Source organism: Bradyrhizobium sp. SZCCHNR1051, assembly GCF_032489615.1.
Taxonomy (GTDB): Bacteria; Pseudomonadota; Alphaproteobacteria; order Rhizobiales; family Xanthobacteraceae; genus Bradyrhizobium.
This window is the reverse complement of sequence record NZ_JAUEYJ010000046.1, coordinates 1-14,108: the sequence shown is the minus strand read 5'-3', so window position 1 is coordinate 14,108 and position 14,108 is coordinate 1. Positions and strand designations below refer to the sequence as shown.

General features: G+C 65.5%; 14 protein-coding genes. 6 read left to right on the top strand and 8 right to left on the bottom strand.

All coding sequences use genetic code 11. The annotated features are described in order from the left end of the window. Positions 1-473: 473 nt before the first annotated feature. Positions 474-830, bottom strand: coding sequence for an NIPSNAP family protein (locus QW868_RS33160; protein WP_315780804.1), 357 nt, complete (start codon positions 828-830; stop codon positions 474-476). 347 nt (positions 831-1,177) lie between these two features. Between QW868_RS33160 and QW868_RS33155 the strand changes: the two genes are divergently transcribed. Then, the gene (locus QW868_RS33155; RefSeq protein WP_315780803.1) at positions 1,178-1,456 is read left to right on the top strand and encodes a hypothetical protein; all 279 of its coding nucleotides are present in this window, start codon (positions 1,178-1,180) and stop codon (positions 1,454-1,456) included. Between the two features lie 157 nt (positions 1,457-1,613). Here QW868_RS33155 and QW868_RS33150 read toward each other — a convergent pair whose 3' ends face one another. Both QW868_RS33150 and QW868_RS33145 read right to left on the bottom strand, forming a co-directional pair. Further along, a complete protein-coding gene (locus tag QW868_RS33150) occupies positions 1,614-2,672 on the bottom strand; it encodes a phosphotransferase family protein (RefSeq protein WP_316232533.1) in 1,059 nt (352 codons plus the stop codon). 280 nt (positions 2,673-2,952) lie between these two features. Then, positions 2,953-4,188 carry an acyl-CoA dehydrogenase family protein gene (locus QW868_RS33145; protein WP_315737573.1) on the bottom strand — a complete coding sequence of 412 codons (1,236 nt, stop codon included), beginning with the start codon at positions 4,186-4,188 and terminating at the stop codon, positions 2,953-2,955. 232 nt (positions 4,189-4,420) lie between these two features. Between QW868_RS33145 and QW868_RS33140 the strand changes: the two genes are divergently transcribed. Together QW868_RS33140 and QW868_RS33135 are read left to right on the top strand one after the other, a co-directional pair. Next, positions 4,421-5,092, top strand: a complete 672-nt coding sequence (locus QW868_RS33140) for a TetR/AcrR family transcriptional regulator (RefSeq protein WP_315737572.1) — start codon at positions 4,421-4,423, stop codon at positions 5,090-5,092. A 37-nt stretch (positions 5,093-5,129) separates the two neighbouring features. Beyond that, positions 5,130-5,375 (top strand): hypothetical protein, encoded by a 246-nt coding sequence (locus QW868_RS33135; protein ID WP_316232532.1) that lies wholly within the window; start codon positions 5,130-5,132, stop codon positions 5,373-5,375. A gap of 114 nt (positions 5,376-5,489) precedes the next feature. Here the strand turns inward: QW868_RS33135 and QW868_RS33130 are convergent, their stop codons facing one another. Then, a complete protein-coding gene (locus tag QW868_RS33130; protein ID WP_316232531.1) occupies positions 5,490-6,716 on the bottom strand; it encodes a CaiB/BaiF CoA-transferase family protein in 1,227 nt (408 codons plus the stop codon). A gap of 329 nt (positions 6,717-7,045) precedes the next feature. Here QW868_RS33130 and QW868_RS33125 point away from each other — a divergent pair, with 329 nt between their 5' ends. Then, entirely contained in the window at positions 7,046-7,597 is a 552-nt protein-coding gene (locus QW868_RS33125) for a hypothetical protein (protein WP_315798679.1), read from the top strand. Positions 7,598-7,669: 72 nt separating this feature from the next. Here the strand turns inward: QW868_RS33125 and QW868_RS33120 are convergent, their stop codons facing one another. Beyond that, positions 7,670-8,419, bottom strand: coding sequence for an NUDIX hydrolase (locus tag QW868_RS33120; RefSeq protein WP_316232530.1), 750 nt, complete (start codon positions 8,417-8,419; stop codon positions 7,670-7,672). A 117-nt stretch (positions 8,420-8,536) separates the two neighbouring features. Here QW868_RS33120 and QW868_RS33115 point away from each other — a divergent pair, with 117 nt between their 5' ends. Both QW868_RS33115 and QW868_RS33110 read left to right on the top strand, forming a co-directional pair. Next, positions 8,537-9,574 (top strand): SPFH domain-containing protein, encoded by a 1,038-nt coding sequence (locus QW868_RS33115; RefSeq protein ID WP_316232529.1) that lies wholly within the window; start codon positions 8,537-8,539, stop codon positions 9,572-9,574. Then, on the top strand, positions 9,561-10,493 hold the full coding sequence (locus tag QW868_RS33110; protein WP_316232528.1) for a sugar kinase: 933 nt from the start codon (positions 9,561-9,563) through the stop codon (positions 10,491-10,493). The genes QW868_RS33115 and QW868_RS33110 overlap by 14 nt, the downstream gene beginning before the upstream one ends. Before the next feature lie 323 nt (positions 10,494-10,816). Here QW868_RS33110 and QW868_RS33105 read toward each other — a convergent pair whose 3' ends face one another. The 3 genes from QW868_RS33105 to QW868_RS33095 form a co-directional block, all read right to left on the bottom strand. Then, entirely contained in the window at positions 10,817-12,778 is a 1,962-nt protein-coding gene (locus QW868_RS33105) for an alpha amylase C-terminal domain-containing protein (protein ID WP_316232527.1), read from the bottom strand. A gap of 22 nt (positions 12,779-12,800) precedes the next feature. Beyond that, positions 12,801-13,172, bottom strand: coding sequence for a tRNA-binding protein (locus QW868_RS33100; protein WP_315737564.1), 372 nt, complete (start codon positions 13,170-13,172; stop codon positions 12,801-12,803). Positions 13,173-13,677: 505 nt separating this feature from the next. Next, a partial coding sequence (locus QW868_RS33095) for a helix-turn-helix transcriptional regulator (RefSeq protein WP_316232526.1) occupies positions 13,678-14,108 on the bottom strand: 431 nt, incomplete at its 5' end.

Genomic DNA, 14,108 nt, shown 5'->3' with positions numbered 1-14,108 from the left:
ACGCCCGGCCTTCCCTGCGCGATGGTCTTCACGCTTATACGCAGTCTGCCTGGTGCGCCGGGCTTGTTGGCCACCATTGCCCGCGCGGCGCGCAAGCGCCGTCGCGAACGTAGCACCAGCATCGGGGTGCCAGCACGCTGCGACTTCACGTCCGCGAACTGCCGTTCGTCCGCGTAGCAAACTACGCTGCGGCATCTCCGCGGCCACCGCCTCCCCGCCTCGCGTGTCGTGACGATCGCGCGCAACGCCCCTCTCGTTGAGGCGGGATGGCGGCAATCAAATCACAAATTCCGAAAAAGCGAAAGTGAAAAATTTAAGCATGGGCCGACGACGGCGCTCATCGCGCTGAAGAACCACACAAACTTTCTTTGTAGGCGCAGCCCTTTCACATCGTCGGATCGCACTCATCATCGCTCCGCCCTGACGTCGCGCATCCGAGTTGCCCGGCGGGCACCGCCGGCGCCTACCTGGGATCATCGATCCGGCGGCAACAGGCTTCGCCGGACAGCCGGCGAGTAGTCGACCGACGTCAGCAGGCGGTCCTCAATCTGGCCGACCATCAGACCATGCTCGGCATGGGTGATGCGCTTGATCTCGGACCATTCCGCATCCGCCATGAAGGCTGCCCACCCCGCTATCTTGGTGGCCTCGTCCGGCCATTCCAGAACGTAGACGAACTCGGTCCGCTCGCCGAACCGGCTCTCCCACATCGCGACGATCTGGAAGCCATGGCGCATGCGCATGATGCGGGCGGCGTGATCGCGAAAACGGGCATGAAACGCCGCCTTGTTGTGCTCGAAGATTTCGTAGATGCGAAGCTGATGGATCATGACGGCTCTCCTTCACGTGGATATGGGCGTTGCACGCCAAGCAGCAAGGCGCGTCACATCATGGTCGCGCGGCGGTCGGCGCCATCGTCGCGGGTACGAAGGCGTAGCCCGGATGAGCGCAAGCGACACCCGGGGTCTCGCGTGCAGCTCGTGTGTCCCCGCATGTCGCTCGCGCTCATGGGGGCTACGGAAAGCGCAACGTCGCCGTGAGCGGCGTTCGGGTTCAAGCGAGGATGTCGCCGCTAGCCGCGTTTTTTCCGGTCGCATCTTCGAACCGGCTGCTCCGAGGCGCCGTCGAACCTCGCAAGCGGACCATTTCGGCTTCGCAAAACCGAAGGATGGATCAGATGTCGAGGATGTCGAAACTGCGGCTGCTCACCACGATCGGGGCCATTGCGGCCGGCGCGGGGGCGACCGGCGCCCATGCACGTCAGCTCAATTTGCCGCCTTGCGAGCTGAGCTCTTGGGGCTCCTGCGGAACCTATGAGCTGCTGCCGCAGCCCTCGCGGCACCGCACCTCCGACACCTCGCCGACCTACATGAAGCAGACCGACCCGCGCTACAGCAGCGCCATGACCGCGGCCGGAGGCGGCGGCGGGGGCGGTGGTGGCGGCGGCGGCCGCTGAGCCCGAAGCTGGTGGGTGGTCGCTGTGTAGCCTGGATGAGCGGTTCGTCCGCCGAAGCCCAACGGGCGAAGGCGGAAGCGACATCCGGAGTCTTCACCGGCAGGAGTGCTGGCCCGCATGTCGCTGCGCTCATGCGGGCTGCCGAACCGCCCGCGCCTTACGCCGCGCCCGCCTTCTGCGCGTAGGCCCAGGCCTGCTTGGTCATCGGCACCATGCGCTTGACCGACTCGATCGCCTTGTCGTTGGCGGCGGTGCCGTCGCGGATGCGGCCGATGATGCCCTGCAGGATGCCGGCGAGCCGGAACAGATTGTAGGCGAAGTACCAGTTGAGATCGGGCAGCTCGGTGCCGGTGACCCCACGATAGATCTCCGCCGCCTCTTCCATGGTCGGGATGTTCAGCGCTTTCAGGTCGACGCCGTCGAGGCCCGGCATGATCCACTGCATCAGCAAATAGGTGAAGTCCGCCATGGGATCACCAAGCGTCGACAGCTCCCAGTCGAGCACCGCGATGACGCGCGGCTCGGTCGCGTGGAAGATCATGTTGTCGAGCCGGTAGTCGCCATGCACGATCGAGACGCGCTGCTGCGCCGGCAAGGTGCGCGGCAGCCACTCGATCAGCTTCTCCATTTCCGGCAGATGCTCGGTCTCGGAGGCGCGATATTGCTTGGTCCAGCGGTCGACCTGGCGGGCAAAGTAGTTGCCGGGCTTGCCGAAGTCGGCAAGGTCGATCGCCGCCGGATCATAGCTGTGCAGCCTGGCCAAGGTCTCGATCTTGCTGGTGAAGATCGCGCGCCGCTCGGGCGCTGCGACATGCGGCAGGGTCGGATCCCAGAACACCCGGCCCTCCTCCATCGACATGATGTAGAAGGCAGCGCCGATGACGCTGTCGTCGTTGCACAGTGCATAGGCCTTGGCGACCGGAAAGCCCTGCTTGCCGAGCGCGGCGATGACGCGGAATTCGCGATCGACTGCGTGCGCCGACGGCAGCAGCTTGCCGAACGGCTTTCGCCTGAGCACGTAGGAACGCGCCGGCGTGTTCAGACGATAGGTCGGGTTCGACTGGCCGCCCTTGAACTGCAGCACGGTCAGCGGGCCCTGATAGCCTTCGACATGCTCGGCCATCCAGGCCGCGAGCTTGGCCTCGTCGAAACGATGCCGCTCCTCGACCAGCTTGGTGCCGGAGAATTCTTCGTCCTTCTTGACGCCGTCGGCCACGACGAGGCTCCCTTCTCACGTGTTCGTCATTCCGGGGCAGCCCGCAGGGCTGAACCCGGAATCTCTATCTTGGCGGACCCATCTCTGGATTCCGGGTTCGACGCTGCGCGTCGCCCCGGAATGACGCAAGTGGTGAGTCACCGCTCGGCATTAGAATTCGTAGGGTGGGCAAAGCGAAGCGTGCCTACCATGTTGGCTTGAACTCGAAAGTGGGTGGGCACGCATCCGCCCCCGCGCTCTGCGCGGCGACGGACGCTTTGCCCACCCTAGAAGTCGACGCTCAATGCCGCGGCTCGTTGGCGTATTTCTTCATCTCGAGCCGGGCAATGGCGCGGTTGTGCACCTCGTCCGGGCCGTCGGCAAGACGGAGCGTGCGAATGTTGGCGTAGTCCTTGGCGAGACCCGCATCATCCGACACGCCGGCGCCGCCGAACGCCTGGATGGCGTCGTCGATGATCTTCAGCGCCATGTTGGGGGCAGCGACCTTGATCATCGCGATCTCGCCCTGGGCGGTCTTGTTGCCGACCTTGTCCATCATGTCGGCGGCCTTGAGGCACAGCAGGCGCGTCATCTCGATGTTGGTGCGGGCCTCGCCGATGCGCTGCTCCCACACCGAATGCTCGATGATCTTCTTGCCGAAGGCCTGGCGCGTCATCAGCCGGCGCACCATCTTCTCCAGCGACTCCTCGGCCTTGCCGATGGTGCGCATGCAGTGATGGATGCGGCCCGGACCGAGCCTCCCTTGCGCAATCTCGAAGCCGCGGCCCTCGCCGAGCAGGATGTTCTCTTTGGGCACCCGGACGTTCTCGAGCAGCACCTGGGCGTGGCCATGCGGCGCGTCGTCGAAGCCGAAGACCGGCAGCATCTTCTCGACCTTGATGCCGGGTGTGTCGAGCGGCACCAGGATCTGCGACTGCTGCTGATGCTTGGCGGCCGACGGATCGGTCTTACCCATCAGGATCGCGATCTTGCAGCGGGGATCGCCGACGCCCGACGACCACCATTTGCGGCCGTTGATGACGTAATGATCGCCGTCACGCGTAATGCGGGTTTCGATGTTGGTGGCATCGGACGAGGCCACCGCGGGCTCCGTCATCAGGAAGGCCGAGCGGATCTCGCCGTCCATCAGCGGGCGCAGCCATTTGCGCTTCTGCTCCTTGGAGCCGTAGCGGATGAACACCTCCATGTTGCCGGTGTCCGGCGCCGAGCAGTTGAACACCTCCGAGGCCCAGGAGATGCGGCCCATCTCCTCGGACAGCAGCGCATATTCGAGATTGGTCAGGCCGGCGCCACGGAACTCGTCATCCTCGTGCTCCGACGGCGGCATGAACATGTTCCAGAGGCCTTCGGCTTTCGCCTTGGCCTTGAGGTCCTCCAGGATCGGGATCACCTTCCAGCGATCGCCCTCGGCGTCCTGCTGCTTGTAGATCGGCACCGCCGGGCGGACATGCTTGGTCATGAAGCTGCGCACGCGCTCCAGCCATTCCTGCTGCTTCGCCGACATCGTGAAGTCCATGGGACTCTCCTCAGGGTTTCCTCGAGATTGTTTTGACCGCAGTGTCGGTCCGCACGTCGCGTTCTTGCAAGTGTGATCTTGCGCGGCACGACCGCGCGAACCGTCGCTGCAGTGCCAAAATGTCGTCTCGCGGAAGCACCGCGATTGACATTCCGGCCGTCTCAAACAATAGTTTCATACAATTGTTTGAAACGCAACTCCCCACCCTGCTTCGTCGTTCGGGAGGACCAGCATGGCGACCGACCAGACCCGGACTGCGATCCTGATCGCCGCCGAGCGGCTCTATGCCGAGCGCGGCTTCTCCGACGTGACCTTGCGCGACATCGTGGCGGAGGCGAACGTCAATCTCGCCGCGGTGAACTATCATTTCGGCTCCAAGGACGAGCTGATCGCCGAACTGTTCGTGACCCGCTCGATCGCGCTCAACCGCGAGCGGCTGCGCGAATTGCGCGCAGCGGAGGATGCCGGCGGCGGCCGCGCCGACATCAGCGACATCCTGCGCGCGCTGGTCGGCCCGATCCTGCGCGGCTGCCTGGGGCCGGAGAACCAGCGTTCGGCGGTGGCGCAATTCATGATCCGCGCCTCGATCGAATCGGTGCCGCCAATCCGCCGCATCAAGAACAAGGAAATCGACCATCTGCGGAAGTTCGCCGCGGCGATGAAGCGCGCTTTGCCCGACAGCTCCGAGGTCGACCTGTTCTGGGGCCTGCATTTTGCGCTGGCGATGGCGCATCACACCATCCGCGAGAGCGAGCGGCTGACCAAGCTCTCCGACGGCCGCTGCGACCTCGACGATGTCGAGGATGTGATCGCGCGGGTGGTGCGCGGTGCCGTGCTCGGCTTGACGACGCGCGTGCCGGCGGCAAAGTCACAGGCCAAGGTCGCAGCGCGCGAGGCGCGCTAGACCTCGTGCTCCGCTGGATGAGAAGGAAGCTCGCCTGATGACGCAGCGCCTGCGATTGATCATGCCCGTCGCCGCCACGGCGCTCGCGATGGTGACCGCCAGCGAGCCGGTGCTGGCCCGTGGCGCCGCCGCCAGCATCATGAACTCGCCGGGCTATCAGCGCCGCCTGCAGGAATCGCGGCAGCAGCTTGGCGCGCCACCGCGGGCCCCGTTGTTCGAAGCGCCGCACTCCTATTCCCCGTGGAAGGCGAAGCGGCACCGGCATCACCGCCACGCCCACTGATCGTACGCTACACCACGTCCTCTGCTTCAAACTGCAGCCCGGATGAGCGCAGCGACATCCGGGGTCCTCACCGGCGGTAGTGGCGATCCCGCATGTCGCTTTCGCTCATGCCGGCTACACCACGCCCTGCTGCTTCAACGCCGCGATCTTCGTCTCGTCATAGCCGAGCTGCGCCAGCACATCCCGGGTGTGCTCACCGAGCAGCGGCGGCGCGCGGTACTCTGTGATCGGCGTGCCCGAGAAGGTGAGCGCATTGCGGATCAGCGACAGCTGCGGCTCGAACGGGTGCTCGACCTTCACCTCCATGCCGCGCGAGCGGACATGCGGATCGGCGAACACGTGGGCGAAATCGTTCACGGGGCCACAGGGTACGCCGGCCTTCTCCAGCTCTTCCAGCCAGTGCGCCACCGAGTTCTTCAGGAACAGGCCGGCAAAGATCGCCATGATCTCCTTGCCGTTGACGACGCGGTCGTTGTTCTTGACGAATTTCGGATCGGTGGCGAGCTCCGGCGCCCCTAACACGGCGCAGGTGCGCGCGAATTGCGCATCGTTGCCGACCACCAGCATCAATTCGCCGTCGGTGCAGCGGAACACGCCGGCCGGCATGCCGCCATTGCCCCAGGTGCCGCGGCGCGGCGGCGACTTGCCGTTGACCAGGAAGATCTGGGCGTAGTGCGACAGCGAGGCGATCACGGTGTCGAACAGGCAGACGTCGATGTGCTGGCCGCCGCCGCCATTGACGTCGCGGTGATACAGCGCCGCGAGAATGCCGATCGAGGTGTTCATGCCGGTCATGTAATCGACGATCGACGGCCCGACCTTCATCGGCCCCGCCCCCGGCTCGCCGTCCATGTGGCCGGTGACGCTCATCAGCCCGCCCATGGCCTGGAAGATCGCGTCGTAGCCGGCGCGCGGGGCATACGGCCCGGTCTGGCCGAAGCCGGTGACCGAACAATAGATCACTTCCGGGTTGACCGCGCGGATCGCCTCATAGTCGAGGCCGTAGCGCTTGAGATCGCCGACCTTGTAGTTCTCCATGAAGACGTCGCAATCCTTGGCGAGCGCGCGGATGATCTCCTGCCCCTCCGGGCTTGCGATGTTGACGGTCACCGACTTCTTGTTGCGGTTGGCGCAGATGTAAAACGAGTTGTTATTGTTGGCCTTGCCCTCGGGGTCATTGAGGTAAGGCGGGCCGAAGGCGCGGGCGTCGTCTCCCGTGCCGGGCCGCTCGATCTTGATCACCTCGGCGCCGAGATCGGCCAGCATCTGCGCGGACAAGGGTCCGGCGAGCACGCGCGTCAGATCGAGAATCTTGATGCCAGAAAGCGGCAGGGCCGACATGGAGTTCCTCCGGGAGCCTTATTCCTTGTGGCGGATTTGCTCTGCGAGGCACCGCCTGTCACCCGCGGATACACCATTTCGTGCCCCGGAGCACTGCGCTGGCGGCATGCGGCCTTGCCCGGCACAGGATGTCACCCGGATTCGCGACGCTCACCGAACCGGTAGCACCCATTGGGAATGCGCCCGCAATCACCGGGGCACGCGCCGACTTTCTTGCTTCGTTTTGTGTGCGACGGGAGTCCAGACACATCCGGACACAGGGAACAAGGAGCCGTTAAGCGTTACAACCACAGCTGGAGACAGGTTTGATGTCTTACCCGGAGCACACCATGACGTCGATCTCTGCCTCCTCGATGAGCGGCTTTTCGCCGCTCGACCTGCTCAAACAGGAGCTCACCAAGGAAGTCTCGGCCGGCAAGGTCAGCTCGACCGACCAGACCGCCTTGTCGTCGGCGCTCGACGACATCGACTCCGCATTGAAGAGCGGCGGCAACAGCTCGTCCTCGTCGTCGACCTCCAGCACGCCGCCCTCTCCCGAGGAGATGCAGTCGAAGATCGACGATCTCATCCAGAGCGAGGTCGACAGCGGCAAGCTCACCTCCGACCAGGCGACCGAATTGAAGAACGTATTCGCCAATGCGTTCTCCGGCGGCGGCGCCGGCGGTCCGCCGCCCGCACCAAGCGACGATGCCAGCAGCGACACCACGTCGAGCACCTCGTCGTCCTCGTCGAGCTCATCGTCTCAAGTCGAGGAGCTGTTGAAGAAGCTGCTCGACGCGCTGCAGAGCTCGAACAGCAGCAAGACCTCGTCCTACAGCGCCAGCGGCACCAGCTCGTCGAGCTCGTCCAGCAAGTCGCTGGTGGTCGACTTCTCGGCATGATCCGGCGGTCTCACCATTGTGCCCGCGGTCTATCGCAGCGCTCATGCGGGCTACGTGGAGAAACCGGCGGCGTCACTCCGGCGCATTGAACGTCCGCGCGAAATACACCGGCGCAGCCGTCTTTTTCAGGCGGTAGAGCTGCGCCGGCCGGTTCGGCCCCTTGCGCATCTTGGCGATCGGTTCGATGAGGTCGGCCGACAGCATGCGGGTCCGGAACGCGCTCTTTTCCAGCGCACGATCCAGCACGACCTCGTAGGTCCGCTGCAGTTCGGGCAAGGTGAATTCCTCGGGCATCAGATAGGCCGGCAGCGAGGTGTACTCGACCTTGTTGCGCAGTCGCTGCACCGCAGCGCGCAGGATCTCCGCATGATCGAAAGCGAGCTTCGGCTTCACGCCGGTCCCGTCGAGCGGAAACCATTGCGCGTCCGCGGCGAGCGCCGTCTCCGCCGCTGACGCCGGGATCAGCGCAAAATACGCGTGGGTCGCCGACCAGCCGCGGGGATCGCGGTTCGCGCTGCCCCAGCTGCCGAGTTGCTCCAGATACGGGCTGACGACGCCGGTCTTCTCCACGAGCTTGCGCCGGGCGCAGGCTTCGAGATCGCGATCCGTGTCGACATCGACGAAGCCGCCCGGCAGCGCGAAAGCGTCCGGGAACGGCTCACCCTCGCCGTGACCGCGGCGCACCAGCAGCACGTGCAGCGCCTCCAGGCGGATCGTGAAGATGACGACGTCGACCGTCGTCAACGGGCGCGGGAAATTAAGCCCGGCCCTGCCTCGCCCGATCTCGCCCGCGCCGCCGCCTGGTTCCTGCCGTCCCGCCATGCCAACCCCTGACCGCCTTGCCGATTTTTGCCCCTTGACACTAGCACGCTTAGTTGTACTGTCCAACTTACTTAGTTGGCGTAACACACTTATGCCATCAGACGTCAGGAGGCCGCCATGTTCGGCATTCGCTTCATCAAGGCCCAACCCACCACCTACCTCCTCAAATACCGCGCCGGCGCCGTGGTCGAGGAAGGCGCCGGGCTCTCCACCTTCTATTACGGGCCCGCGACCTCGCTGGTCGCGATCCCCATCGGCAGCCGCGACGCCGCCTTCATCTTCCAGCAGATCGCCCGCGACTTTCAGACGCTGACGATCCAGGGCCAGATCACCTACCGCATCGGTGAGCCGAGGAAGGCAGCGGCGATGCTGAACTTCACCCTCAAGCGCGACGGCAAGACGTACGAGTCGGACGACCCGGAGGAGCTGCCGCAGCGCGTGCTCGGCGCGGTCGAGGTGCTGGCACAGCAGGCGGTCAAGGACATGACCCTGAAGGAGGCACTGCGCGCCTCCGACCGCATTGCCGAGGCGATTGCGGAGGGACTGAAGAGCCGCGCCGACATCGATGCGCTGGGGCTGGAGATCCTCGGCGTCGCCGTGCGCGCGGTGAAGCCGACGCCGGAGACCGCCAAGGCGCTCGAGGCCGAAGCGCGCGAGGCGATTCTGAAGACCGCCGATGAAGCGATCTTCGCTCGGCGCAACTTTGCCGTTGAGCGCGAGCGGGCGATCCGCGAGAGCGAACTCGACACTGAGATTGCGGTCGAACAGAAGAAGCGCTCGATCCGCGAGACGCAGATGGACGCGGAGGCCAGCGTCGCGGCGAAGAAGAACGAGCTGCGCGAGGCCGGCATGGTCGCCGACATCGGGCTGGAGGCCAAGCGAAAGGACTTCGTCGCGCTGAATGCGTCGAACACCCGCACGCTGGCCGATGCCGAAGCCTATCGCGTCGGCGCGCTGATGAAGATCTTCGAGGGCGTCGACACCCGCGTGATCCAGGCGCTGGCCGCCACCGGCATGCAGCCGGGCCAGTTGATCGCGCAGGCGTTCTCGGGGCTCGCCGAGAAGGCCGAGAAGATTGGGCAGTTGAACGTCTCGCCCGAGCTGCTGAACAGCCTGATGCAGAAGCCCGCGGAGGCCGCCCGTGTCCGGCAATGACCGCAAGGTGGTGCTGGTCACGCGAAGGACGCGGCTCGAGGAGCTGATCGCAAGGTTCCTCACCGCGGACCAGGCCCGCTTCTATGTCGAGCATTTCGGCGCCGACTTCTCCGACTATGAGCGCGAGCACGCGGCCTACCAGGCCGCGTGCTTGACCAGCGTCCAGACGCTGGAACGCTGGGGCCGCTACCAGATCGTCGACCGCAGCTTCCTGCCGAACTTCCTGTTCGGCCCGGCCGACATCGTCGCGGCTCTCGGCCCGGACGGCCTCGTCGCCAACACAATGAAATATCTCGACGGCCAGCCGTTGCTCGGCCTGAACCCGGACGCGGCCCGGCATGACGGCGTGCTGCTGCCGTTCAAGCCCGCCGATCTCGCGAGCGTCCTGCCCGAGGTCGCGGCCGACACGCGCGCCGCCAAGGCGGTGACCATGGCAAGAGCGAGTCTGGCCGACGGCCAGGTGCTGCACGCCGTCAACGACCTCTTCATCGGCGCGCGCACCCATGTCTCGGCCCGTTACGAGATCACGATGCGCGACAGCCATGAGCGACAATCCTCCAGCGGCCTGATCGTGGCAACGGGGCTCGGCTCGACTGCCTGGTTCAAGAGCATCGTCACCGGCGCGCTCGCCATCGCCGGCAGCTTCGGTGGCCGCACGACGGGCGGCGACTACACCCCCCTGCCCTGGGACGCCCGCGCGCTTCGTTTCGCCGTGCGCGAGCCGTTCCCGAGCAAGACCTCGCAGACCTCCCTGGTCTGCGGCGGCCTCATGGGCGCCGAGACCCTGCGCCTGCGCTCGCTGATGCCGGAGAACGGCGTCATCTTCTCCGACGGCATCGAGGCCGACCATCTCGACTTCAACGCCGGGACCGAGGCGGTGATCGGAATCGCGGAGCGGCAGGGCCGGCTGATCGTGTAGTTTGGTCCCGCAGGTCGCGTCGTGGGCAGCGTAACGCGCTCTTGCCGCGTCATTGCGAGCGCAGCGACGCAATCCAGACTGTCTCTGCAGAAAGATTCTGGATTGCGTCGCTTCGCTCGCAATGACGGAGGAAAGACCAAGCGTCCATCTTCCACATGTCGTCGCTGCGGGCGCGCTGCCGTAGGGTGGGCAAAGCGGCCGCCGAAGGCGGCAGCGTGCCCATCGTGGATCGGCGAGCTCGACGGCGAAGATGGTGGGCACGGCGCAATCCCGATCTGGGTCGTGGACAGAGCACGGCTGCGCCTTTGCCCACCCTACGGCCGTTACGCCCGCGCAAACACCAGCACGCCGTTCGCCGGGATCGTCACCATCGCCGAGCACGGCTGGCCGTGCAGCGCCGGGCCGCCTGCGATCACAGCGCCATTGTTGCCGACGACATCCGGATTGACCCAATTGTCGTAGACGTCGCTGTTGAACACCTCTTTCCACTGCCCGGCCGCCGGAAAGCCGATCGCGTAGTCGCGCCATGGCGTCTCGCTCAGGCTCACGATTACGACGACGTCGTCGCCCTGGCCATCCCAGCGGTGAAAGGCGAGCACGCGGTTGCCGTCATGGACGTGGACGATGGCGCAGCCTTCGGCCGTCAGCGCCGGATGGGTGCGGCGGATCGCGATCAGTTCGCTGGTAAAGCGCATCGCATCGGCGGTGATCTTGTCCTCGCCGTCAAGCAGCGCCCAACTGATCGTTGTGTCGGGGTTCGGCGTGTCGCTCCATGGTCTGTCCTCGAACAGTTCCTGGCCCATGAACAGCATCGGGATGCCCGGCGCGGTCAGCAACAGGCCCGTGGCGACGCGGCTGCGGCTGCGCGCATACCAGCAGCGGCTGTCGACGGGATCGGCGAGGCGCGGGATGCGCGGCTCGCGGCCGGCATAGACGATGTCGTGGTTCTCGATCGAGTTCACCGCGCGCCAGCGCTTGTCGAGGCTGAGATCGGCGATCGCCGCGGCGATCGGCTGCATCGCAACGGCAGCGCCGGCGCCTCCGGCCGCGCTGGCGACGGCGCCGCGCACAGCAAGGCGCAGGCCGTCGCTCCAGGTCGCGTCGAAGCCGGCGCCACCTTGTGCGATGTCCCTCACCACCCACGGGTTCACCGGCCAATATTCGGCGATCTGGAACGCGTCGGGCTTCTCGGCGCGCAGCGCCTCGGTGAGCTGCTGGCAGGTCGCCCAGCCGCCGAAGCGGTCCATCACGCTGACCTCGTCGAAGCGCAGGCCGTCGGCGTGGTACTCGCGGTACAGCATCACGGCATTGTCGACGAGGTACTGCCGAACGTCGGCGTTCCAATAGGCGAACACCTGGCCGCCGGCCCAGCCCTGGTCGGTGAAGTACAGGCTGCGATTGGGATCGCCATAGGCCTGACGGTCGAAGAACCAGATGCTGTTCTCATCAAAACCGCCGCCGGCGTGGTTGTAGACGACGTCGAACAGCACCGCGATGCCATGGACATGACAGACGTCGATCAAGGCGCGCAGTTGGTCGTCGCAATGACGCACGGTGTCGACGCCGGCGTAAGGCGCCGCGCCAGCCGCGACCAGGATCTCATTGGTGCGGGCGACATAGGCGGCGAGATGCGCCTCCTCGGCCTCGCCATAGTCGGTTTCCGGGCTGAACAGGTCGGTGCCGTTGTAGCCCATGCTGAACATGGTCGGGAATTCCTGCACCGGCAGCAGCTCGATGGCGTTGATGCCGAGCTTCGCCAGGTGCGGCACGCGCTCGATCACGTCGAAGAAGCAGCCGTCGGGATTGCCCGCCTTCATGTCGAAGGTGCCGACGTGGAGCTGGTAGATCACGAGCTCGCTATAAGGCGGCGGTGTGAACGCGGTGTCGTGCCAGGGAAACGCGTTGGGATTACGCAGCACCGAATGCGATTGCGGGAACGGCGGATCGACGGTCAAGAGCCGCGCATGCGGATCGCGCTTGTAGCCCGAGGTGCCCTCGCCTTCGACGAAGTACATGTAGGCGTCGCCGTCCTTCAGGCCGGGGATGAAGATCGCCCAATGGCCGTTGCCGATCGGCGCTAGGCGGCAGCTCGCGTCCTGCGCCCAGTCGTTGAACGGGCCGGAGACGTAGACCGCCTTGGCATGCGGCGCGAACACGCGGAAGGTAGCGCCGCCGGTCACCAGGGTGCCGCCCATGGGAGCCTGGAGAAGATGCATCTGCCGCAGCGAAATCCTCAATCCTTCGGGGAATGGCGGCAGCGTAACAGGTTCGAGCAGCATATCCATGATGGTCGGCTCTCCCCGGCGCTCAGAACAGCCGCGCGCCATTCGGCACGGGCTTGTCCGGCTGGAACAGCACGACGTTGCCGGCCTCGTCCGGGAAGCCGAGCGTCAGCACCTCGGACATGAACTTGCCGATCTGGCGCGGCGGGAAATTGACGACGCCGGCGACCTGGCGGCCGATCAGGGTGGCTGGATCGTAGAGCGTGGCGATCTGGGCGCTGGAGCGCCTGGTGCCGATGCCGGGCCCGAAATCGATCGTCAGCTTCAGCGACGGTTTGCGCGCCTCCGGATAGGGCTCGGCCGCGACGATGGTGCCGACGCGGATGTCGACGACCAAGAACTGGTCGAAGCTGATCCCTGCTGCCGCCGGCGCTGTGGGATCATGGGCAAGATGCATGGCGGCCTCATCGAACGCATGACGGCGCGGGAAGGCTTGCGGTGCCGACGCGGTCTGGGTCGGAATCTTTAATCGCCATAAGGGCTCCTGACAATGCACCCGCCCGGCGACGGCACGGCATATGGACGATTGGCTGTATTGGTGTGGCAGGCCGGTCGCAGGGTGCGAAGCCTTCAATCGCAGGCTGGGCAAGCGGGGGTGCCGCTGCCCCGCATCGCCGAGCGGGAGGTGCGTGAATCGCCATGGAATGTCGCTATCCGGCGAATCGTCGCGTGCACGCCTTGACCCGCCCTGCAGCATGTCCGCCGCCGAGCGCAATGATTATGACACGTCGCCCGTAATGTCGCAGTTCGGTCGCTTTGCCTCCAGACACAGCACGGAGGCCCAGCCTGGCTGCGACTACTGGACATCATCAGCAAGCTTCGCCGGGCACAACCTGCCCACCGCGCGTTGCCGGCCCCGGCGCTCTTGGGAATGGTCCTGGCCGGCGCTTCTGTCAGGCGAGCTAGGCGGCGCGCCGTCCGCGCGACAGAGTTTCGGATGGAAGCTCACCGAACATGTCGCGATAGTCTCTTGCGAAGTGTCCGAGATTTCCGAAGCCGCAATTGAAGGCGACTGCAGAGACGGAGGTGCGCTGATCTGCCCCCGAGAGCATCTGCTTTGCCCGTCGCAATCGCACCGTTTTCGCAAACGCCATCGGCGAGTATCCGCGGCTCTTCTTGAAAGCAGTATAGAGCGCGCGGATGCTGACGCCTGTCTGTGATGCCAGCGCCTCGATCGTGATGGCGCGGTCCCAAGAGGCCTCGATATACTCTTCGGCCAGCCGGACGATCCGCGGCACGACGTCCTTTTCGGCTCTCTCCAACAGCTCGCTGAAATTGTGGCGGTGAGCCGACAGGAAGGAAACGATGAGAGCCTGCTCCAGTTCGACGAGCA

What these genes read in the sequence shown, in the direction of transcription:
- QW868_RS33160 (WP_315780804.1), bottom strand. Translation starts at nt 830, where the DNA reads ATGATCCATCAGCTTCGCATCTACGAAATCTTCGAGCACAACAAGGCG.
- QW868_RS33155 (WP_315780803.1), top strand. Translation starts at nt 1,178, where the DNA reads ATGTCGAGGATGTCGAAACTGCGGCTGCTCACCACGATCGGGGCCATT.
- QW868_RS33145 (WP_315737573.1), bottom strand. Translation starts at nt 4,188, where the DNA reads ATGGACTTCACGATGTCGGCGAAGCAGCAGGAATGGCTGGAGCGCGTG.
- QW868_RS33140 (WP_315737572.1), top strand. Translation starts at nt 4,421, where the DNA reads ATGGCGACCGACCAGACCCGGACTGCGATCCTGATCGCCGCCGAGCGG.
- QW868_RS33135 (WP_316232532.1), top strand. Translation starts at nt 5,130, where the DNA reads ATGACGCAGCGCCTGCGATTGATCATGCCCGTCGCCGCCACGGCGCTC.
- QW868_RS33130 (WP_316232531.1), bottom strand. Translation starts at nt 6,716, where the DNA reads ATGTCGGCCCTGCCGCTTTCTGGCATCAAGATTCTCGATCTGACGCGC.
- QW868_RS33125 (WP_315798679.1), top strand. Translation starts at nt 7,046, where the DNA reads ATGACGTCGATCTCTGCCTCCTCGATGAGCGGCTTTTCGCCGCTCGAC.
- QW868_RS33120 (WP_316232530.1), bottom strand. Translation starts at nt 8,419, where the DNA reads ATGGCGGGACGGCAGGAACCAGGCGGCGGCGCGGGCGAGATCGGGCGA.
- QW868_RS33115 (WP_316232529.1), top strand. Translation starts at nt 8,537, where the DNA reads ATGTTCGGCATTCGCTTCATCAAGGCCCAACCCACCACCTACCTCCTC.
- QW868_RS33105 (WP_316232527.1), bottom strand. Translation starts at nt 12,778, where the DNA reads ATGGATATGCTGCTCGAACCTGTTACGCTGCCGCCATTCCCCGAAGGA.
- QW868_RS33100 (WP_315737564.1), bottom strand. Translation starts at nt 13,172, where the DNA reads ATGCATCTTGCCCATGATCCCACAGCGCCGGCGGCAGCAGGGATCAGC.